General features: G+C 38.1%; 21 protein-coding genes. 5 read left to right on the top strand and 16 right to left on the bottom strand.

From position 1 onward, the window contains the following. From AC075J_RS10330 to AC075J_RS10315, 4 genes are all read right to left on the bottom strand, one after another. The coding region (locus tag AC075J_RS10330) for a substrate-binding domain-containing protein (RefSeq protein ID WP_476390304.1) at positions 1-403 on the bottom strand (403 nt) is incomplete at its 3' end. Beyond that, positions 403-1,998, bottom strand: coding sequence for a helix-turn-helix domain-containing protein (locus AC075J_RS10325; RefSeq protein WP_118586486.1), 1,596 nt, complete (start codon positions 1,996-1,998; stop codon positions 403-405). The genes AC075J_RS10325 and AC075J_RS10330, both read right to left, overlap by 1 nt. Positions 1,999-2,024: 26 nt before the next feature. Next, positions 2,025-3,506 (bottom strand): sensor histidine kinase, encoded by a 1,482-nt coding sequence (locus tag AC075J_RS10320; RefSeq protein WP_476390303.1) that lies wholly within the window; start codon positions 3,504-3,506, stop codon positions 2,025-2,027. Further along, complete coding sequence (locus AC075J_RS10315; RefSeq protein WP_227567203.1) at positions 3,503-4,654, bottom strand: sugar ABC transporter substrate-binding protein; 1,152 nt, start codon at positions 4,652-4,654, stop codon at positions 3,503-3,505. The genes AC075J_RS10320 and AC075J_RS10315 overlap by 4 nt, the downstream gene beginning before the upstream one ends. A gap of 59 nt (positions 4,655-4,713) precedes the next feature. Between AC075J_RS10315 and AC075J_RS10310 the strand changes: the two genes are divergently transcribed. The 4 genes from AC075J_RS10310 to AC075J_RS10295 all read left to right on the top strand — a co-directional run bounded on the left by AC075J_RS10310 (position 4,714) and on the right by AC075J_RS10295 (position 7,770). Continuing rightward, on the top strand, positions 4,714-5,466 hold the full coding sequence (locus AC075J_RS10310; RefSeq protein ID WP_476390302.1) for a polysaccharide deacetylase family protein: 753 nt from the start codon (positions 4,714-4,716) through the stop codon (positions 5,464-5,466). A gap of 124 nt (positions 5,467-5,590) precedes the next feature. Then, the gene (locus AC075J_RS10305; RefSeq protein ID WP_020993606.1) at positions 5,591-6,298 is read left to right on the top strand and encodes a YesL family protein; all 708 of its coding nucleotides are present in this window, start codon (positions 5,591-5,593) and stop codon (positions 6,296-6,298) included. Then, on the top strand, positions 6,295-7,221 hold the full coding sequence (gene mnmL, locus AC075J_RS10300; RefSeq protein ID WP_055052676.1) for a tRNA modification radical SAM protein MnmL/YtqA: 927 nt from the start codon (positions 6,295-6,297) through the stop codon (positions 7,219-7,221). Before AC075J_RS10305 ends, mnmL begins: the two co-directional genes overlap by 4 nt. A 36-nt stretch (positions 7,222-7,257) precedes the next feature. Continuing rightward, positions 7,258-7,770, top strand: a complete 513-nt coding sequence (locus AC075J_RS10295; RefSeq protein ID WP_118330163.1) for a DUF4364 family protein — start codon at positions 7,258-7,260, stop codon at positions 7,768-7,770. Between the two features lie 25 nt (positions 7,771-7,795). On the opposite strand, the gene AC075J_RS10290 is transcribed toward AC075J_RS10295, so the two are convergent. From AC075J_RS10290 to AC075J_RS10280, 3 genes are all read right to left on the bottom strand, one after another. Further along, the gene (locus AC075J_RS10290; RefSeq protein WP_476390301.1) at positions 7,796-9,226 is read right to left on the bottom strand and encodes a glycoside hydrolase family 1 protein; all 1,431 of its coding nucleotides are present in this window, start codon (positions 9,224-9,226) and stop codon (positions 7,796-7,798) included. Positions 9,227-9,260: 34 nt separating this feature from the next. Beyond that, the gene (locus AC075J_RS10285) at positions 9,261-11,150 is read right to left on the bottom strand and encodes a beta-glucoside-specific PTS transporter subunit IIABC (RefSeq protein WP_476390300.1); all 1,890 of its coding nucleotides are present in this window, start codon (positions 11,148-11,150) and stop codon (positions 9,261-9,263) included. A 114-nt stretch (positions 11,151-11,264) separates the two neighbouring features. Next, positions 11,265-12,116, bottom strand: coding sequence for a PRD domain-containing protein (locus tag AC075J_RS10280; RefSeq protein WP_476390299.1), 852 nt, complete (start codon positions 12,114-12,116; stop codon positions 11,265-11,267). Positions 12,117-12,577: 461 nt separating this feature from the next. On the opposite strand from AC075J_RS10280, the gene AC075J_RS10275 reads away from it, so the two are divergent. Beyond that, entirely contained in the window at positions 12,578-13,903 is a 1,326-nt protein-coding gene (locus tag AC075J_RS10275) for a replication-associated recombination protein A (RefSeq protein WP_476390298.1), read from the top strand. Positions 13,904-14,058: 155 nt separating this feature from the next. Here the strand turns inward: AC075J_RS10275 and AC075J_RS10270 are convergent, their stop codons facing one another. The 9 genes from AC075J_RS10270 to AC075J_RS10230 form a co-directional block, all read right to left on the bottom strand. Beyond that, positions 14,059-14,964, bottom strand: coding sequence for a hypothetical protein (locus tag AC075J_RS10270; RefSeq protein WP_476390297.1), 906 nt, complete (start codon positions 14,962-14,964; stop codon positions 14,059-14,061). Positions 14,965-15,038: 74 nt separating this feature from the next. Continuing rightward, positions 15,039-15,164 (bottom strand): hypothetical protein, encoded by a 126-nt coding sequence (locus AC075J_RS10265; RefSeq protein ID WP_259838165.1) that lies wholly within the window; start codon positions 15,162-15,164, stop codon positions 15,039-15,041. A 168-nt stretch (positions 15,165-15,332) separates the two neighbouring features. Continuing rightward, the gene (locus AC075J_RS10260; RefSeq protein WP_025578085.1) at positions 15,333-15,926 is read right to left on the bottom strand and encodes a hypothetical protein; all 594 of its coding nucleotides are present in this window, start codon (positions 15,924-15,926) and stop codon (positions 15,333-15,335) included. Further along, entirely contained in the window at positions 15,919-17,241 is a 1,323-nt protein-coding gene (locus AC075J_RS10255; protein ID WP_025578083.1) for an AAA family ATPase, read from the bottom strand. The genes AC075J_RS10260 and AC075J_RS10255 overlap by 8 nt, the downstream gene beginning before the upstream one ends. 403 nt (positions 17,242-17,644) lie before the next feature. After that, a complete protein-coding gene (locus tag AC075J_RS10250; protein WP_025578081.1) occupies positions 17,645-18,256 on the bottom strand; it encodes an AbiTii domain-containing protein in 612 nt (203 codons plus the stop codon). A 12-nt stretch (positions 18,257-18,268) separates the two neighbouring features. Further along, complete coding sequence (locus AC075J_RS10245) at positions 18,269-19,069, bottom strand: hypothetical protein (RefSeq protein WP_476390296.1); 801 nt, start codon at positions 19,067-19,069, stop codon at positions 18,269-18,271. A 26-nt stretch (positions 19,070-19,095) separates the two neighbouring features. Continuing rightward, positions 19,096-20,583: a class I SAM-dependent DNA methyltransferase gene (locus AC075J_RS10240; protein WP_055058154.1), complete on the bottom strand. Its 1,488-nt coding sequence runs from the start codon at positions 20,581-20,583 to the stop codon at positions 19,096-19,098. Then, entirely contained in the window at positions 20,580-21,692 is a 1,113-nt protein-coding gene (locus AC075J_RS10235) for a restriction endonuclease subunit S (protein ID WP_025578078.1), read from the bottom strand. The genes AC075J_RS10240 and AC075J_RS10235 overlap by 4 nt, the downstream gene beginning before the upstream one ends. Continuing rightward, on the bottom strand, positions 21,693-23,134 hold a 1,442-nt coding region (locus AC075J_RS10230; RefSeq protein ID WP_476390295.1), incomplete at its 5' end, for a type I restriction-modification enzyme R subunit C-terminal domain-containing protein.

Here is a 23,134-nt window from a genome sequence, read left to right as displayed (position 1 = left end):
TTCCCGCACTCTGTGCCTTCTGTATGGCATCTGAAAGTGCTCCACAGTCTCTTGCGATCACAACGATCACATCCACCTGCTTATTTATAAAGTATTCAATCTGACTGATCTGCTCTTTGACATCTGCACCTGCATCCTGCACATTTACCTCTGCTCCCAGTTCTCTGGCAGTCGCCACAAATACATCTCTGTCACGGATCCATCTTTCTATAACAAAAGAATCCACTGTAAGTCCGATCTGAACCTTATCCTCTTCCTTATTCTCTTCTGCTGTTTCTTCATTCTTATTCTGTTTTTGTTCTGAAGAGGAACCACATCCTGTCAGCAGTATCATCCCTGTACAAAATGCCAGTATTCCAAGCAGCAGCTTTCCGCAATTCTTTTTTGTCTTATATAATTTCATCAGCCTAACCTCTCTCTGAACTCACTAGGCGTAACTCCTTCATACTTCTTGAAAATCCTGCTGAAGTAATTGGGATCACTGTATCCTGACTGTGCACATATTTCCTTAATGGAAAGTCTGGAATCCTGCAGAAGTTCTCTGGCATTTTTCAGACGTATTTCTGTAAGATATTCAATAAAGTTCTTACCTGTTTCCTGTTTAAAAAGTTTACTGAAATAATACGGACTGATATCTACCTCTCTTGAAACATCATCCAGAGAAATATCCCTGCGGAAATTTTCATTGATATATTCCTTTGCTCTGTCAATAATACTGCTAGCTTCTTTTTCCTTGGAATTCTCCAGTTTCGTACAGATTTCTCTCGTCTTATCCAGAAACCACTTCTTCAGATTTTCTATATCCGTACAGGACTGAAGCTCCCGGATATAGCTTCTCCTGCTGTTAACATTATATTTCAAAGTTCCTGCAAAGAATGCCCTGCGTTCCGCATTCATCACCATCTCCAGGATTTTAATCTCAATGTCTTCTCTTGTGACGGCCTGCTGACTGTGCATCCATTCAAAAAATCCCTCTGCGCAGTTCATCGCTCCCGCAGCATCCTTCTCAAGGATCCTCTTCTGATATCTGATTTCCAGGTCTCTTGGATATTCCGCGTCATATTTCTGTGCCGCCGGTACATCCTCGATATGCACTACATGACTGATGCTCTCTCTCAGTGCGACCACCGCTTCCTTAAAAGATTCCTTCACGCTTCCAAGTTCTTTGACTCTTCCGATTCCACAGCGGAACATACTGTCGATCCGGTTTTCAAATTTATGTACCATATTTCTGGCTCTTGTGACAATTGCAACTCTGTCTTCGTAATCTTCTTTCGCATTTTCATAAGGAACAAGCAGTACGATCCTGTTTCCCATAATAGGACCTACAAGGCATTCAAAGAATCCCTGTGCGATTTCACGAAAAGTAGAATAAAATTTGTTTGCCTTTACACTTGCACCTACTGCATTACTGAGCACCCCATTTTCCATAGAATCTCCAAATTCTATGACCATCATATAACCGTATTTCTGATGGATATCAAGAAGCTGTGTATAATTATCCTGATAAGTAACAAAATCATCCTGCAAAAGAATATTATTGATATATCCACTCTCAATCATAGGTACCACTGTCTCCAGTTTCTCTCTGATCAGGAGATCATCGCTTCTCTTCTGCCGTATCTGATCTACCTTTGTCATCATCTTCGCGCAGGTTTCCAGAATTACTTTCTTATTTACAGGTTTTGTGAGAAATTCCTGAACTCCCAGGTTCACTGCTTCTTTTGCATAATTAAACTTATCATATGCAGTTATGATCACAAAAACTGCTGAACTGTTAAATTTCTGAATTTCCCTGATTGCCTGTATCCCGCTTATTCCCGGCATCTGAATATCCATAAAACAGATATCCGGCGGATATGCCTGTGCCATCTCCACCACAACTCTGCCTGACTTTGCACAGTGGATCTCACATTCATTTCCATATTCAGTTTCAATAATTTTCTTTAATGATTCCAGCATGATACCTTCATCATCTGCCAGCAAAATTCTATACATCTTCTCTCACTCCCATAACACTTCTCTTAGTTTTCCCGCACAGGTATATAGATCACCGTTTCCGTACCTTTTCCTTCACCTTCACTGTTAATTTCCATAAGCCCTGATTCCTCATAATAAAGCTCCAGACGGCTGATCACATTATTCATACCGATTCCTGTAGAATCACCTTCTTCATTTCTGCGCTCTCTGTTTCCTGACAGAACACCCTCTATCTGTTCCTGCGTCATTCCCTTTCCATTATCTTTCACGCTGATACGTATATAATCTGCATCTCCTGTAACTGTGAGATGTATTTTTCCTTCCCATTCAATGTCACGTATTCCATGATTGACTGCATTTTCCACAACCGGCTGCAAGATCATACTTGGCATACGCACATTCTCCAGTGATTCATCCACCTCCTTGCTGAAATGGATATCTCCGGCGAACCGGACATTCAGAATATAAATATAGTTATCAACAGCCTCCAGTTCTTCTCCCAATGTGGCGTCTTCCTGTCCTTTTTTTACATTATAGCGAAAAAAATCCGCCATTTTCTCTACAAAAATCCCGGTCTGCTCTGCATCCTCCATCATTGCAAGCTGTGCTCCTGCATTCAGGGAATTAAACAGAAAGTGCGGATTGATCTGTGACTGAAGATATTTCAGCTGTGCTTCTTTCAGATGATTTTCCATAAGAAGCTCCCTCTCCATCATCTGCTGCTCTTTCTCCATACTTGCTTTCGTCCTTGCCATATACAGATCAAGATTCTCTACCATTGTATTAAACGCTCTGGTTACTGTTCCCAGTTCATCCTGTGCATCTGTATCGTGCATCTTTACATGGAAATTTCCCTGACCTACCAGTTGTGCTGTCTCTGCCATATTGGAAAGGGGAACAAACATATTTCTGGTGGCCTGGATGAGCAGAAGCATTCCACCGGCTACAATTATGATCATAATAACTGAATTGCTTATCTCCAGATATCTCATCACTGCACGAAGTACTGCATAAGTACTGGAGTTCTCCTGAAACATCAGGTTATTCAGTTCGTCAATAGATGACTGGATATATCTGTAAAGCTTTGTTGCATCATCATATTTACGCTTATACTGCTCAACGTTCCTTCCTCGTTTGGCAGCTACCGTTTCCGCAGTACAGTCCAGATATGTTTCCGACATTTTCCGGATATTCCGTTCCAGAAGCTTTACGGAATCATTGATATTATCTTCATTAAGCTTCTCAAGTTCATTTCTGTATTTTGCCTCATTCTGATAATAATCAAGAAGTGTCTGAGAACTCTTAACCTTAAGATACTTATACATATTATCCTGTACTTTCTCAAATACCTGTGAAAGTTCGGTAAGCTCTGCATTACTGGCATAAACATTATCCATCTTTTGCATGGAATTATTAATCCGCACATAAAAAAGCATATTCATGGCAAAAAGAAGGACTGCAATCATACCCACCTCTATAACGATTTTACTGACCAGTGAAAAATCTTTCCAGCGTAGCTGCTTCATCCAGACACCCCCTTCCTTCTCATTTCCCGTACTACATCCTTGTCCAGAAAATTAATATCCACATTATAATAAGAATTGGTCCTTCCATCTTTCTGATATGCTGTCAGAGCCTCTATACTGTATCTGCCAAGCTGCTCTGTATCCACATCACAGGTAACAGAAATCACTCCCTTTTCTACTGCTGTAAGAATATCTTCAGAGCTGTAATATCCTATGATCGTAACCTTTCCTGCAAGATTAAAGTCCAGTACTGCCTGACGTGCGCATTCTGTAGTTTCCTCATCCATACACACAAGAATATCCGGTACTTTATCTCTCTGCTGAAAAATATCTGTTACCGCTTCTTCTGTCTCAAAAGTCCCTGTTAAGCGAAGATTTTTTCCTGTTATCTGGATATTTTGCGAAGGACCCGCCTTTGCCTGGACTGCGTTGCTAATCTGTGTATATATCTGGCTCTGGTTCATATCATCAATATTTTTCTTCAACAGAATAAGAATACTTTCCGTATCCTCAGTCACATATTCCGCTACCTTTTCGCCATAGACACTTCCAAGCTGATAATCACTGACACCCACGAAACTTTGACGCTTGCTGTGAACTGCATCTCCCATTACAGTAACAACCGGAATTCCTTTCTGAACAGCCTCATTTATCTTCGCTTCCAGTCCCTGCTCCCCACTATATTGCAGGATGATCCCGTCTGAATTTGAAGCAATACTCATATTCATATAATCAAGCTTACTGTAATCGCTCTCTCTTCCACTGCCTCTCAGTTCAAGAATTGCATCATTCTTCTGCGCCCATTCCTGTGCACAATCATAAACCGCTTGCCAGAAAGAAGAATTCGGACTGTCTACGATCATATCGTATTTATATCTACACATAACTTCATTCTTCTCTTTCAGACTACTCCCCCCGGACAGTCCCTCACAATAAGACTCTCCTATCATATAAAAAAGCACTAAAATTCCTGCCAGTGCAAAGAAAATCAGCAGTTTTGTCCGTTTCTTTTTCATCTCAATCTCCGTAAATTCTTTCTTCGATATTTTGCAGAATCTATTATACAATAAATCGGTATGAATTGCTTTCTTTTTTTCATATACTGTAATGATTACATCTGCCACCTGCTGTTTCTTTCGTTCTGACACAGATATTCATACTCTGTGTTCCGGAATCAGAGAGATATTTTTATGAGGAGTATCTTTGCATGAAGCGGACTTTAATATTTTTTGAAATATTATGCATGATTTTTTTTCTGCTTTTTTCTTCTGTTTACAGACGCACACAGTTCCTTACTTCACTGGCAGGTCCCGGTATGCTTTCCCTTGTAAAACAGGCATCTGCAAAAGCTACAGCTTCTGAGGATTTTTCAACTGACACCACCGCCGGGCTTCCCGTCGAAGAACCTCCCAGAATCGCACTGACCTTTGATGACGGTCCTAATGCCCGGTATACCCCCATGCTTCTGGATGGATTAAAAAAAAGAAACATCAGGGCATCTTTCTTTCTGATAGGCGAGAACATTGAAGGAAACGAAGATATACTCCTGCAAATGCGAAAAGACGGACATCTTATCGGAAATCACACCTGGGATCATGTACAGCTTGACAAGATCCCGGCGGAGAAGGCCCGACTGGAAATTGAAAAAACAAATAACAGAATCTATGAAGCTTCCGGAATTTACCCTTCTTATGTACGACCGCCTTTCGGCGCATGGATCAAGGATATGGAACTTTCTGTCACCATGCTTCCCGTATTCTGGGATGTAGATACCCTGGACTGGAAAAGCAAAAACATCGATTCTATCCTGTCTATCGCCCAGACACAGGTTCATGACGGTTCTATCATCCTGATGCATGACGGCTATCAGACATCTGTGGATGCAGCCCTGAAAATCGCTGATCTTTTTACTGAAAAAGGCTATGTTTTTGTCACTGCAGACCAGCTCCTGCTCACATAAAAGATTTGCTTTTTCCTGCCTGATTCGTTATACTGTTATACAAAGCTTGTACAGATTTCTCTGTAGCAGGATTATCCGCAGAGTATGCTGTACATCATTATATACAAAAGGAGTAATTAAACGAATGGACAGACTATTTAACATGGACAACAAATTCTTCACCGTCATGGGACGCGTGGCTGATCTTATTATGCTTAATGTGGTCTTTCTGATCTGTTGTCTGCCAATCGTGACTATTGGTGCGTCACTGACTGCACTCCACTATGTCACACTGAAAATGGCACGTAACGAAGAATCTTATATTATCAGAAGCTTCTTCAAATCCTTTAAGCAGAACTTCAAACAGGCAACTGTCATCAATCTTATCATGCTTGCAGTTGCAGCTATCCTTTACATGGATCTGCGTATTGTAGGCAATATCGACGGAACAATGTCTCAGGTACTGTATATCGTTTTCTTTGCATTTGGTATCCTTTATATGATGGTATTTCTGTATATTTATCCGGTGCTTGCCAAATTCTACAACTCCATCAAAAACACCTTCCGCAATGCATTCCTGATGGCTATCCGTCATCTTCCGTATACAGTCCTGATGGCAGTCATCACTCTGTTACCTGCAGGCGTGTTTTTTATTAAAAGTTTCCGCATACAGTCCATGGCCATCATGCTTCTGTGCATGTTTGGATTTGCACTGGAGGCATTTATCAACGGACATTTTCTGGTAAAGATTTTTGATAATTATATTCCGGCAGATGCAGATACCCAGGATACAGACCTTCAGAACGGAAACTCTGCTGAAACTTCATCAGCAGAAAATGATCACACAGTATGACCAAATGGGGAGAGAAACCATACCACTCTCTGGACTATATGCTGAGAGAGCGGTTTGGAGAAAAGGTTTATAAGGTCACGCTAAATGGCGGCATGTCCTGTCCCAACAGGGACGGTAAGATTGGAACCCGCGGCTGCATCTTCTGCAGCGCAGGAGGAAGCGGAGATTTCGCTGCAGATGCCGCACTTTCCATCACTGACCAGATAGAAAGCCAGATCAGTATCCTTTCACAGAAACGTCCGATTCATAAATATATTGCCTATTTCCAGGCGTACACAAATACCTACGCACCTGTGGAATATCTGGAGAAAATTTTTACAGAAGCGATCTCTCATCCAAAGATAGTTGCTCTTTCCATCGGCACCAGACCAGACTGCCTCAGTCCTGAAATCGTGGCACTTTTGTCCCGGTTAAATAAACAGAAACCTGTCTGGATTGAACTTGGACTTCAGACGATCCATGAGTCCACTGCCAGGTATATCCGAAGGGGATATCCTCTCTGCGTTTTTGATGATGCCGTAAAACGCCTGCGAAAAGAAAATATCGAAGTAATCGTGCATACAATCCTCGGATTGCCCGGTGAAAACACAGCAGATATTCTGGAAACTATGGAATACCTCAACCATATGGATATTCAGGGAATCAAACTGCAGTTACTTCATGTGCTTCGCGGCACTGATCTGGCAGCAGATTACGAGAAAGGACTGTTTCAGACTTACGAACGGGATGAATACATCTCTCTCCTTATAAACTGTCTGGAACATCTCAGACCGGATATGGTTATACACCGCATCACAGGCGACGGCCCCAAAGATCTGCTGATCGCACCACTGTGGGCAAGCCGTAAACGTGAGGTATTAAATATGCTGCATCACAGGATGAAAGAAGAACAAAGCTACCAGGGAAGACTGTTTTCACACTAAAAGATTCTCTGCTACTCTATGCAAAGGAGGGATAAAATGGCAACACCATTCACAGTTTACAAATTAATCGTGTTATACATGCTTCAGAATACCGAAAATACCCTGACAAATTCGCAGATTTCAGAATTTATCCTGGACCGGGAATATACAAACTATTTCCATCTCCAGCAGGCAATCTCAGAACTGGTAGAGGCAGAACTGATCACCATGGACACCCGTTCCAATGTCTCCCATTACCGGATTACCGAAGATGGCATAAAGACTCTCTCCTTTTTCCAGAAAGATCTCTCTCCTGAAATCAAACAGGAAGTCAGGGAATACCTGAAATCCACCGGCTTCAAAGCCCAGGAGCGAATCGTCACTCCTGCCGATTATTACATCACCAAACAGGGAACCTATTCTGTAAGATGCCAGCTCATCGAAAAGGGCAACTCCCTTATCGACTTAAACATCGCCGCCCCAAACCTCGAGGCCGCACAGTCGATTTGTAAGAAATGGTCTACGCACTATCAGGAAATATATGCAAAAATAATGGAGGAGCTTTTATAGAGCTCCTCCTTTTAATTTAATTCTTTTAATTTAATTCTTCCCCACAGGATTCAATAACTTTCTTATACCAGTAAAAAGAATCTTTTCGTATTCTTGAAAAATCTCCTGTTCCGTCATCATTTTTATTCACATAAATCAGACCATATCTCTTCTTAAACTCACCTGTCGAAGCACTGACAAGATCCGTGCATCCCCAACAGGTATATCCCATCAATTCTACCCCATCATGGATTGCTTCTTTCATCTGTTCTATGTGAAGACGCATATATTCAATACGGTACTCATCATGAATTCTTCCATCTTCTGTTAACTGATCCACTGCACCAAGACCATTTTCTACAATCATAATCGGAATCTGATAACGATCATAAATCTGATTCAGCACATATCGAAGTCCCACTGCATCAATCTGCCAGCCCCAATCAGATGCTTTTAGATATGGATTTTTGAGATTATCTCCTCCGTTTCCGGCAGTCGTTTCGCCCTCTTTTGTTACACTTACACAGTTACTGGAATAGTAACTGATAGATACAAAATCAACAGTACCATTTTTAAGTATCTGTGAATCCTCTGGCATTGTCTTCAATTCAATATTATGTTCTTCAAAAAATCGACTGGCAAATCCCGGATAATACCCTCTTACATGAACATCTCCTGCAATAGAATTATGAATCTGTCCAAATTTCTGTGCATAAAGAACATCCTGCGGATGACAGGTATATGGATATCCGTTATGATAAGCCAACATACATCCCAGTTTATTCTCTTTATCAATTTCATGTGCCATAGAAACTGCACGTGCACTCGCTACAAGCTGATGATGCATTGCCTGATAACGACTTTGTTCACATACATCTTCCGGATCCAGCATTCCTGCACAGAATACTGCACCAAAAGGCTCTGTCAGCATATTGATTTCATTAAAAGTAAGCCAGTATTTTACTTTTCCTTTATACCGCTCAAATAAAACTTTGGCAAAGCGAAGATAAAAGTCTATCAGCTTACGGTTTTTCCATCCCCCATATTTCAAAGAAAGATGAAGTGGATTTTCATAATGTGAGATCGTAACTAACGGCTCAATTCCATATTTTCTTAATTCATCAATTACACTATCATAAAACTTAAGTCCTTCTTCATTAGGTGTCTCTTCATCCCCATTTGGAAATACTCTGGACCATGAAATAGAAAAACGATATACTTTAAATCCCATTTCGGCAAACAATGCAATATCTTCTTTCCAATGATGATAAAAATCTGTTGCCTGATGATTCGGATAAAATTCTTCTTCCAGCGGAACTGGCGGTGTCAGTCTACGTTCCTTATCCACACTTCCTCCTGTAAGGATATCTGCGATTGAAGGGCCTCTTCCTCCCTCATCCCATCCGCCTTCATACTGATTTGCTGCTGTTGCACCTCCCCAAAGGAAATTCTGCGGCATACGATTATAATTTTTCATGTCTTTTCTCTCCAATTTTTAAACAACAGTCTTTTTATACCACTGTCAGAAATTTGTCCCCCGCATTAATTGCGGTATTTTCTTTTTCCATACATACTGCTTTAATGTAATCGGAAATATTTGTCACTACCATTGGTGTGATCAGATTATATCCCTCTCCTTTAATTGCTTCCAGATCAAACTCAACAAGAAGAGTGCCTTTTTTTACTTTGTCCCCATCAGAAACATAAGATTTAAAATATTTGCCTTTTAAATTTACAGTATCAAGTCCGATGTGAATAAGTACTTCTGCGCCACTATCCGTTACAAACATAATTCCATGCTTGCTGTCCATAATATTGGCAACCGTTCCATCGGCAGGCGCATAAACTTTTCCTTCTTCCGGTACGATAGCAGCTCCATCTCCCAGTACTTTTTCTGCAAATGTTTTATCAGGAACATCAGAAAGTGCCTTTACTGTTCCTGATACCGGTGCACAAAGTTCAATCTTTTCTACAAGTGGTTTCGTATTATTCTGCTGCGTTTTTTCTGCTTCCTTTGACTCTGTTTTCTTTTCTTCCTGTTCAGGCTCAGCATCTTCAAATCCAAAAATAAATGTAAGAACAAAAGATGCTACAAATGATACAACAATCATAATAATTCCATAGAGCAGGTTACTCATTCCCTTTTCTCCAATAAATGCAGGAATAGCCATAATACAGTTCTGCGCAATATAAAGAGATACGTGAAGAAGTCCACCAACAATTCCACCAATTCCAGCTGCAATGGCCGCTGCCACAACCGGACGTTTAAGTTTAAGTGTAACACCATAAAGTGCTGGTTCTGTAATTCCCATCAGTGCAGATACACCAGCTGCACTTGCCAGCTGCTTCATATTCTCATCTTTTGATTTCACTGCTACTGCAAAAGAAGAACCAGACTGTGCAATATTAGAGCATACCTGTGAAACAAAGATCAAAGTATCTGTTCCGCCTGTTGCGATTGCATTCAGTCCGATTGGCGTTAAAGCATGATGCATACCTGTCATAACGATAAATGGGAAAGTTGCCGCCAAAATACCAACGATAATAAATCCAAGCTTTGCAGATAAAAAGTTAATTGCTACCGCCAGTCCATTACCAATAATTGTTCCCAATGGTCCTACTACGATCAGCGCGATCGGTGCACTGATAAGAATTACTAACGTAGGATTCAGAATCAATTTCACCATCTTCGGTGTAATACGGTCTACTAATAATTCAATATAATGTGTAATCCATACCATCAGAATTACCGGAATAACAGAATAGGAATACGTTGCTTTTGTAATCGGCAATCCAAAAAGTGTAATAGCAGCATCTGAAGCTACCATACTGACAAATGCCGGACTTAGGTAAACACCTGCGATAAACAATGCCAATGATTGATTTACCCGGAAAACTTTAGCCGCATTTGCAGCAATCAGGAATGGCATAAAATAAAAGGTAACATCACCAATCATACTGATTACCTGATATGTGCTGCTGGTATCAGTTACAAGATGGAATGTGGTAAGTAATGAAAGTACAACTTTGATCATACCAGCTGCTGTAAGAGCAGGAATCATCGGTGTCATACATCCGGTAATCGAATCAATAATTTTTGATACTACACTCTTAGAACTCTGAGACTCGGCTGCTGGCGCATCATCAGTCGGAACACCTTTGTTCTCCAGTGCCTTGTACATCTCATTTACTTCATTTCCGGCAATTACCTGAAACTGATCTTCATGCCAGTTTACTCCGGAAATTCCTGAGACTTTCAAAATTTCTTTTTCATGGATCTTCGTTCTGTCCTTTACATAGAAACGAAGTCTTGTCATGCAGTGAAACAGACGGGTAATATTTTCTTTTCCGCCAAGCGCTGCAATAAGTGTGTCTGCAATTTCTGCATAGTCCTTTTTCATTCTGGGACCTCCTTTAATAATAAATATTAGAATTTATGATTAAAGGTCTTGCCTGAAAAGATGTGCTTTATTTTGCTCAAAACACATTTCAGTAACAATCCATTAACACCTTAATTATAAAGTTTCCAGCCGTTTCTGGTCTTCTGTGATTTTCTGAATATGAATCGTAAGATACAGCATTTCGTCTTCTGTCAGCTGATAGTGATATTCATCTTCCATCATCAGATAAATCATTTTCACACATCCATATGCGTCTTTATACTGCTCTTTGATAATCTGAAACAGCTCTCCGTTTTCATCATAATGAAGCTCTTTATGAAGAAATCTCTGTGCAAAATATTTCAGATGAGTAAGAAAACGCTGATAATACAGATTCTCTTCCTGGAATTTTAAATTATCATAATATTTCTGAACTACATCTAAGATCTTATGTACAATAATTGAAATCTGATAACTGTCTGTTTTACTTCCATCTTCTGCATTGACAAAATGCAGTGCAAAGAATCCTGCCTCATCCACTGCCAGATTTATCTGAAATGTCTGATTTACTCTTTTTAAAAGTTCTAAACCTATTTCATATTCTTTATGATAGAGTTGTTTTATATCCAATAAAAGCATATTTTGAATCTGGATTCCCTGATTCAGTCTGGATATTGCCCCCATAATATGATCACTCAGTGAAAAATAAATACTATCATTCAACTCCAGTCCTTGTTTCTCTTTCACTTCATTCACATAAGCTTCTACAAAATCCAGATATTTTTCCGGAATAGAAGCAAAATATCCCTGTATCTCTTTACTGATCTGCGCAGTTTCCGCAGTAAAAATCTTTTCTATCAAAGATTCATCAACCTGCTGCCCTTTTTTCTTCTGAAATGCAATACCGCATCCCTTTACAATAATCTCATGACCCTGCTTATCTTTAGATAGAATCAAATTATTATTTAAAATCTTATAAATAGTCATAAGCTCCTTCTCCCCTGCTGTCAGATAAATAAAAAAAGACCATTACAGTATATAGAAATTCTCTTTATATACTATAAGGTCTTGCCTGACGATAAAAAATATTCCAGTAACAATCCTTCTGAACGATTTATAGTTTATTCAATTGCTATATGCAAGAATAGCAGAAAATTTTCTTTCTGTCTATCTGGAAAAATAGATAAAATAGTTCTTTATTTTTTGTGAATTTTTTCTAAATTTTCGCTTTATATTAACCTATAGCTTTTTTTATAATACTGTTACTCCATCTACAGTAATACGCTTCGTGATGCACAGAATTTATGCCAATCTTTACAAAAAAACTTTAATACGTTATACTTAATCAAATATATGTTCTTATAGTCACCACGGTCGGTGCAAAACGTGTGCCACCGGCACACTGCACCATCAAATCATCAACAGATAATTATTTTATGGAGAAAATTATGGATTTATTTGAATATGCAAAATCAAAAACTCTGGATCAGGAGTCCCCTCTTGCTTCCAGACTGCGCCCTACTACCCTGGATGAAGTAGTAGGCCAGCAACACATTATCGGAAAAAACACCTTGCTCTACAGAGCAATAAAGGCAGATAAGCTAACCTCAGTTATCTTCTACGGCCCTCCGGGAACAGGCAAAACCACTCTGGCAAAAGTAATTGCCAACACCACAAGTGCTGAATTTACCCAGATCAACGCCACCGTAGCCGGCAAAAAAGATATGGAAACTGTTGTCAAAGAAGCACAGCAGAATCTCGGAATGTACGGAAAAAAAACCATCCTCTTCATCGACGAGATTCACCGTTTCAACAAAGGCCAGCAGGATTATCTCCTTCCATTTGTAGAAGACGGAACCATCATTCTTATCGGCGCAACAACAGAAAATCCATACTTTGAAGTCAATGCGGCTCTTATCTCCCGCTCCATCATCTTCGAACTGAAATCTCTGGAGATTCCTGAGGTAAAAGAACTCATCCTCAGAGCAGTCAACGATAAGAAAAAGGGAATGGGAAACTACAAGGCCCAGATAGATGAAGACGCACTCGATTTCCTCGCAGACATGGCAGGCGGAGATGCCAGAAATGCTCTCAACGCCATCGAACTTGGTATCCTTACTACACCAAGAAGTGAAGACGGAATCATTCACATCACCCTTGATGTCGCTTCCCAGTGCATCCAAAAACGAGTAGTCCGCTACGACAAAAACGGAGACAATCATTACGATATCATCTCCGCTTTCATCAAAAGTATGAGGGGGTCAGACCCCGACGCTGCAGTCTATTACCTTGCAAAAATGCTCTACGCCGGAGAAGACGTCAAATTTATCGCCCGCAGAATCATGATCCTCGCCTCCGAAGACATCGGAAATGCTGATCCTCAGGCCCTCTGCGTAGCAGTAGCAGCCGCCCAGGCAGTAGAACGTGTAGGAATGCCAGAAGCCCAGATCATTCTCTCCCAGGCAGTCACCTACATGGCCTGCGCTCCAAAGAGCAATTCCGCTGTCAACGCCATCTTCGCAGCCATGGACTCCGTCAAACGCACAAAAACCACCGTCCCGCCTCACCTCCAGGACGCACACTACGGCGGTCACGAAAAACTAGGTCATGGAATCGGCTACAAATACGCCCACGACTACCCCAACCATTACGTAGACCAGCAATACCTCCCAACCGAAATCCAGGGAGAACACTTCTACGAACTAAGCGACATGGGCTATGAAAAAACACTCAAAGAATATCAGAACAAAATCAAATCCTTTTCAATGAATTGACAATTTAATCCATTTCAATTAAAATTCATGCTAATAAAGCTCGCCACACTTAGTCTTATTTCAGCAATACTAAGCGTGGCGGAACTTTTTATTCCCATCCCCGATGTTTATTTCTACTATTCATCTCAGCATAGCTTAGGAATCAAATCTTTCATTTAATCATTTTTCTTTATGATTTCTAAATTTTTAAACATATTTGCTATATTCTTCTTCCAATTTTTTGTATGGTCAATTTTTCCAATAATTCTTTTTTCATCGATCAATTCTTTTTTGGTCTTTTGACTCATTTCCTCCCAATTATTTTTTTGAATAATATATGTTGCATTTCCATAAAAAGCAGATTCAAACACACAATAATTTTCAAATAAATATGCATAATATCCTTTAAATCCATTAATTCCTTCTACACTGGTTACGAAATTATACATCTCAATATAATTTAATCTCGCAATATTATATTTGTCTGTCCTTTGATTTATTGATTCTACCTGTTTTTCAACATGCTTACTCGGCATTTCTCCTGGTGGAAGTATTTCCCAGTTACATCTTCTTCTCTTGGACGTTTTTTCAACTTGAATCACATCATCATAAATATAACATATCCCATATATTTCAAGCATTAAATTAATTGCTTCTTTCAAATACTTCTTTCTTATTTCATCTGTCATATTTATAATAACGAACTGTTGCTTACTCTCATCTTCATACAGCTGTAGTTCTATTCCATATGCTGCAACTTCAACTTTAGGATAGCATTTCTTATATACATCAACCGCAACCTTTGAAGCATTGGTATTGCCAAATGGATAAATCCAATTTGTTGAAACATAACGGCGTTCTTTAGGTTTTGTTTTATCTGCGTATGTACATCCATAAGCATTTTTTCTACTATAAATTCCAAATCTTCCCGAGGGTAACACTGTATCACCTACTTCTGCTAACCCCACTTTTTTTGCCTCATTTTCTATTACTACAACGCCTAATTGTATTTTATTTATATCATACGTTTTTGGTATAGATAATTTATTGATTCTTTTACCTAAAATGCAGTACTGTGCCATATCGCTTTCTCCTTTGAAATAATAATAGAGCCCTTTTAAGACATGCTCAGGTCTGCAATTATGGACTATTTAAGTTAATGGTACTTTGCTTTGTGATTAGCTAAAGTTTTTCCAGCATTGCTTTTTATATTTTTACCAGTTGACTTACTCGCCAATTTTCTAGCTGCACTACCAACTTTTCCGCCATGATGTACTGCCATATCCTAATACCTCCTTTGCAAAATCTCCTTGCAGAAAAAGGTGTTCTTTGTTATTATTAATTTGCGAAAAAAATAAGCCCAAAGACCTTCTTTGGCAAGGGAATCAGTCAGAGTTAACCTCTGGCTTTTTCTATGTAAAGAGCTATGCTCTTACATACCAATCAATATTTAATTTTTGTCTACCCCAAGAGCCTTATATAAGGGATTTAACTGGTCTTTTACCGCATCTGCAATCTTTTCGATGTCCAAACGCCCTATCATACCATTACTCTTAATTCCCTTATAATAAACTTTATTGGCCTGTTTATATAAACGTTGAAGCTTATCATATCCATTCTTACCAGATACTTTAGTATTTTTTCCTAGCCTTAGAAATCCCAAAATACCTTCAATGTCATATAGAAACCAATCTTCAATGGACCGCTTCGCCTGTATGTGTATAATATTGCCAGCTCCATTCGCTTTAAGCTCTTTTTTGATTTCACCCCACTTTATCGGTGGCTTAGAAGCAAAATCAAATACATCAGTATCACTACATAGAACAATTGTAAATTCACAATCATCATCAAATTTAGTTTTAATTTCTTTTGTAAATTTTCTGAGCGCAATACTTTTAAAACCTCCAACGCCTCCTACATTTCTATATTCAATATTCGTATCAAATCTTCCCGCAGGATGCAATTTTCTGGCATTAGCAACTACCTGTTTGTAAAATTCAACCTCTGTATCACCCTCTACAAAAAGTACAAGGCATTTACTCATCGGTATCACACTCCAAATAATCACTTATATTGCTCTCTGAATCTGCAAGCATTGAAAACAGATAATCTCCTATACTCATATCAAAGCCAGCAGCATCATTTTCCAACTGTTTCTGTCCAGATTTCTTAAACGAAAAAAACTCAGCAACTCCAGCTTGCCTATTCACGCCAACATGAATCCAAGAAGGATTTAAGTAGCTAATAATATACGGCGAATGACTTGTTATGATGACTTTACAATCATCTAACAATTGGCTGATAATCTGGATGTATGCTTGGAACAAACCTGGATGTACAGAATTTTCTGGTTCCTCAATTGCTATCAGTGAAATATTGCTAACGCTAGATACAATTATCTTGGTTAAAATCATAAAAACTCTCTTTGCTCCATCCGACATTATTGAAAAGTTTACTGGATTCGCCAAATTCTTTTCCTTGACAAATAATACATGATAATTGTTTGAAAAAACAAACGGAAGATTTTCTGTAAGTTCCTCATTATTTGTTAAGCCATTAATTTTGAATTGCTTAACAATAACATCCTCAATGTCAGGAAATAACTGAAAATAAACATCCTTTAATAATTCAAATTTATCCGGATTCTGCTCTTTCAAGTTATAAATAATTCGTGGCAAATTATCTGCATTTATCATCTCATTCTCAAAACCTTTTCGAATAATAGGATCTGGCTGATAAAAACTCTTTGCATCCAGATTGTTCTCCATATATATCTTCATTCCATTAAGCTTTGTAATAATCTGAGCATAATATAGCTCGTCAAAAGCTTTTAATTTATTAGCAATCAATTCAGCTTCTTCAACTTTAATCTTAGATGAGCATCTTCCAGTCTCTGAACTTTTATACAGTGCTGTATCAGCAGTTCTATTAATTAACTGTGTAAACTTTTGTCCTTTTTTATTCAGTTTAACTTTCAAAAACTCTGATACTATTCTAGGTTCTTTATCCTCATTATCTTTCCACTCAAACTCGTACCCATACTGAATAATGTATTCCTCACCACTAATGTCCGTAGATACTTCCATCTCATATTTGTAATTTCTCCCAATCATATTACAATTTATAGGAATAAGATTGGAATTAGACATCATATCCTTTTTATCCTCTATAGAAGCCTTAATAAAATCCAATCCAAAATCAATACCTGAAAGTACATTTGATTTTCCAAAATTATTTAGAGCAACAAGTGCTGTAATATTATCAAACGATATTCTTACATTTGATAAATTCTTAAATCCATCAATTAAAACAGCTTGTATTTTCATATCAACATAACCTTCCTTCACCATCTCACACATATAATATCACCTTTTTTATTTTTGTGCAATATTTATTTTCTTTTTATTTTAAATAATACAGTATATTCATTGTTTTTAACATATATACGTAATATTTTATTTCATTTTATTGTTATTCTCTATTGAATCAATCTCATTTAGATACAATATTATTATTTCCGTCAGTCATCATTTTTTATAAAAAAAGAGCGTATGACTCATTATGAGACATATGCTCCCTGTCTTAGAACTAACTTTTACTAACAGACTCTCGTCTTCTATTTTCTTGCAGCCTACCACTTTTATTGGCTCCCTTTTGGCTCCCTTTTGGCTCCTTTTTAGATCCTTTTCAATTATTTTCTAATTTGTCCCTTTCAAAATATCTTATACACAATTGATCTTGACATAACTATAAATTTAGGTATTATCCCTGTTTCATTTCAATATCAGATACATCCGAATAAAAATTATTTGTATAATTATTAATTATTTTTATTTCTTGTGCTTTCTTTTTTTCTTTATCTGTAAAAGTCATTCCTTCACCAATAATTTCATTTTCCTCAAGAAACAACGCCCACTCTAATATTTTATTCCTTACTGTACTAAGTATTCGATATATCTCACTTCTAGATGTTTCGAAAACAAACCGTGTTTCAAATCCATCTGTTGATTGATTTAATAACGCATTCATTTTAGTATTAAGTGTAAATTGTATACTATTTTCATGTGATGTATAAATTTCCCGCAGCGCTGAAACTGATTGATTCAACGGAATTCTTGATGCAACTTCTCCCAGTTTAGGAGATAATATAACCGGAATCCAACCGCGGTATGGATTCCAGGCCTTATATTCTCCATTAATCATTCTGTAATCCAGTGCATTCCCTTTATACCCGTTTTGCTCATTATTAATCCACTCTTCGAATTCTTCCAATTTAAGTTTTCTAGCTACCAAATACGCTTTGCGCAACAATGATTCGACACTTGCTTGCTCATTCAGAGCTTCTTTCTCTAATTCAATTACAATCCCTTTCAACTACACACCTCCCTAAAACAGAGGAATTTGCGCTGCAATACCAGAAGCTATTAAACTACCACTTACACCTATTGCAAGATTTTTAAGTTCAGCTAACAATATTTTTACCTTGCTAGGATTTTCACGCTTTTCAATCAATTCCTCTAATTCTACTATTTTTCCCCTTAAATCTGATGCTTTATCTCCAAATTCATCATCAAGTAAGCTGTCATACTTTTTAATATTTTCAAGAATATCACTAATTGCTCCATAGTCAAAGTCCTGTGTTATAGACTGCGTTTGTGATGAGTTAACAGTTCCTTGCTGAATCTGAACTCCCGTAACATCACCATAAAAATGATTCGTATTATAATTTTGTTTTTCTTGCAAAATAGCACTCTCCTTCCTTTCAAAATAAGTTAACAAACCAGGCAATATTGTAATCTCCCAACATCCAGAAATATAGTATCCATAATTTGATATAAGACCATATTGTTTCAATTTTTCAAATTCTAAAGCTAAATCATTTTCTAAATATACTGGAATTTCAATATCATTATTGGTTACTCTATAATCATTTCTACAATATCCTTTGCATATCAATGATACTAATTCCTCTGCAGAATTATCTAAAATTCTTATATCACCTACTGTTGGCTGGCCACCAACAATAGAAGAAGCTCTTTCCCTTCTGGCATTTATTTTTGCTTGTCTTTCTGAATCTTGCCTTTGCTTATTAGCTAATTTCTTCTCTGCATAAATTTTCTTTTTAAATTGACGTTCTATTTCTTTTTGATGTTTTTCCAATGTTTTTTCCAATGAACTTTTTGCCATTTACACACCCCTTCACATCTGACTTACTATTTTTTTAATTGTGCCTGTAACTCCTGAAAGCTCTCCAAGGCACTCTGCAGATTCTCAATAATATCTACTGCAAGTTCATCCGGATCTGGTAAATTATCCAAATCAGCCAACGATTTATCCTTAATCCAGAATAAATCGAGGCTGGTCTTATCACGTTCCAAAATATCTTTCACGTCAAATCTGCGCCAACGTCCATCCGGATTATCCTCTGACCATGTTTCAGTACGTTCATAGCGATTTTCAGGATTATAGCATTTTACAAAATCTGCAAGATCTGCATCTGTCATCGGATGTTGTTTTAATGTAAAATGAATATTTGTACGGAAATCATATATCCATACTTCCTTAGTATGCATTTCGGCACTGGCAGGACGTTTATCAAAGAAAATGACATTTGCCTTTACTCCTGGTTTATAGAAAATACCTGTTGGCAGACGTAGAATTGTATGCATATCTGTTGTTTCAAGTAATTTCTTACGTATGATCTCACCTGCGCCGCCCTCAAACAGTACATTGTCCGGTACCACAACTGCTGCTTTACCAGTTGCCTTCAGAATAGTATTAATATGCTGTACAAAATTCAACTGTTTATTGGAACTGGTTGTCCAAAAATCCTGTCTATTATAAACAAGATCTTCTTCCTCCTGTTCGCCTTCCTCATTCGTAAAAGTGATAGCTGACTTCTTACCGAAAGGTGGATTTGTCAACACATAGTCCACGCGATAACCAGGATCCATCAACAATGCATCTCCCAATGCAATCGGCACATTTCCATAAATGTCACCAATATTATGTAGATATAGATTCATTAAGGCTGTTTTATAAGTAGCTGGAACAATCTCATTCCCATAAAAGGTTTCGTTTTTCAGAAATTCTTTCTGTTCTCTGTCCAGAGCATAATTTTTCGGGTTCGCAATAAATGTCTGTGCAGCTAGGAAAAATCCTCCGGATCCACAACAAGGATCTGCTATAGTTTTCATCGGCTCCGGATGCAGACATTCAACCATAGCATGTATTAGCGGACGAGGAGTAAAATACTGCCCAGCACCACTTTTAATATCTTCAGCATTTTTTTGTAACAATCCCTCATAGATTTCGCCCTTGACATCCGAGGACATTGCCACCCATCTCTCGTTATCAATCATCTGTACAACACGATATAAAATAGCCGCACTGCTGATTTTATTGGTTGCACCTTTGAAAATTTTACCAAGGATACCACCCTGTTCACCCAGCTTTTCTAAAGTTGCTTTATACTGTTCCTCCAGTTCAGTTCCCTTGAGCGTATGCATATCTGCCCAGGTAAATCCTTCCGGAATCCCGGTTTCTCTTTTATATGGTGGTCTGGAATATTCATCAGACATTTTTAAAAATATCAAATAGGTTAGCTGTTCCAGATAATCGCCATAAGAAACACCATCATCGCGAAGGGGATTGCACATTCCCCATACTTTTGAAACGATAGCAGAACTCTGTTCACTCATTCGCTGAATCCTCCTTTAAATGCTTTTTTCAAAATACTCTGTCGCATGACATTTGCTTCTGCCAGGGCATTGTCAACCATCCGCTCAATACTATCACATACAGAAAATTTTTCCTCAATTAATGCAACAATACAATTCTGCTGTTCAATATTAGGGAACGGAATATCAAATTGTTTTATATCACCAACATTTATATGAGGAGAACCCGTACCACCTTTAGTTGTAATTACGTGATTCGTCACCATTGGTGAATTGAGATAATACATTAAAAATTTATTATTTAATTTACTAGATGCTCGCAAAAGCATCATTCTCTGACCAAGGCAGGGCTCAATTCCATCTGGCATAATGCAAGCAATTCCGAGTATCGACCCTTCGCGACTATACAAAACATCTCCTGCTTTCGGAACAAGACGTTTGTTGCGACTATTAAACGTATCTTGCGAAACGTAGTTAGGCTCAGTCAAATCTAAAAATCCGCGTCTAAAATTTGTCGTTCTTAAGCATAAGTATCCACTCTCAACCCATTTAGGCGTTGAATGCGGGCAATCAACGATATCACTACAAACATCGCTAATTTTTGCTATTGGACACTCATAAACTGACATTGCCTCTTTTAGCACCGCCTGTCTATACGTCTCCAACTGTTGTTTGATAGTTTGCAACGTTTCCACTCCTTTATCCAGTTCTGAAAAGAGTTCTTCTATTCGGGAAACAATGCGCTGTTGTTCATTAATCGTTGGGATTGGCATTTCAATTTTTAGCAAATCTGATTTTGAAACGCTTGGTCTACCAGTAGATTTATCAAGCTTTTTAAAGTTATATGAAAGGCAAAAAAAATACAGAAACTTCGGTACTAAATCTTTGCCAGCAACTACACCAAAAGCTGTATCAATATTCCAAAATGGTTCCGTAACATATATAGGACGATCGATAGTTCCCTTTCTTCCGACAATAACCGTATTCGCAGGGCATAGATATTCATTTGCATGTCCGATAATTCCCCCGCTTCCGTAAATGAGATATTTTCCATTAATTGTTTCAACACTTTTTTGACTTTTACCGCTTACAATTGTCAAAATTTCTTTCCATGCTTTTTTCTTATACATTTATGCCACCAATTCTTCATTCATTTCTTGTAATATTTTTTCATATTCATCACCAAAAGCATCATAAAATCCCAATAATCCACCCTTCCGATCAAACGGTGTCAACTCCAAATCTTCCGGCAAAATACTGAGTGAAGCTACAATATGGTCTTTAATTAAACGCAACCAATCCATCTGTTCTTCTGTAAACTGAATATGCCCGGCATTCTTCTTAAACGTCCATTGCATAAAATTGTAATTCACTTTATCCGCAAATGACATCAAGGTGTCTGCATATCCCATCTCAAATCGAATAATTGAAATTAAATCTGTAATCTGAGTCATTGCGCTTCTTTTTACCTTATCCGGCTGCTTTATAGCATAACAATCCCACAAACGCTCAACGGTAATTCCTTCTGATTTCAGTTTTTCATATAACTCCTTCAGTTTCTCAATGACCATTGGGCGTTCCTTATATGCCGCATCATAGATAATCCGCAGAGCAACAATCTCATCTTTATTTTCCTCAATAAATGTATGAAAACTGGAAATTACCTTATTTACATTCTTTTCCTGCTGTACATCAAATCCAGCAAAAATAACCGAATCCAAATTAACGCTGTCAATAATTTGATCATGATTTCGACGAACATTTTCAATATAATCGCGTATATCCGGATTGTGAAATGGTGCTACAGCCGCCTGCACCAGCTCTCTTTGCGCAACCTTTATCTGTTCTTCTGTTGGTTCAGATACACCTGTATTCTTCTGAGCCTGCTCAAAAATAATATCTGCATCAAATGCATTCAATAAACGTTCAGCCACGCACCCTGCTGTTGCTCCAACTTTTTCTTTAAACTGTTCTCGCTCAGCCTGTGTCATTTGACTATTCAGGCGAATCACACGATTTGCAAGAGAAGTCAAAGTATCTTTATCTTTCACTCCCAATGCCACATTCATCATAAGTTCTTTCATACTAACTGTAGGTTTACGCTCCAAAGGTCTGGTGTCCGATTTTCTTGACTTCGTAACCCCTACTGCATCCACAATAACAAAATGATCTTTATTTTCCGTAGCAGACGGGGTAACTTTCTGCAAATCTTCTTTACTAAGTACTCGAGTTCCTCTGCCTTTCATCTGTTCGAAATAATTCTTACTTTTTACATCTCTCATAAAAATCAGACATTCGATTGGCTTAACATCCGTTCCAGTTGCTATCATATCCACAGTGACCGCAATACGTGGATTATAATCATTTCTAAAAGAACTAAGTACAGATTCCGGATTATCTACAGCATAAGTTATTTTGCGACAAAAATCATTTCCTTCGCCAAACTCCTCACGTACAATCTGCACTATATCATCTGCATGGCTATCTGTTTTCGCAAAAATCAATGTTTTTGGCACTTCTTTTCTACGCGGAAATAACGTTGTAAACACATTTTCTTTAAAAGATCGAATTA

It is taken from the genome of Blautia sp. ZXY-1-C6, assembly GCF_056339875.1.
This window is presented reverse-complemented; position numbering and strand designations above follow the sequence as displayed.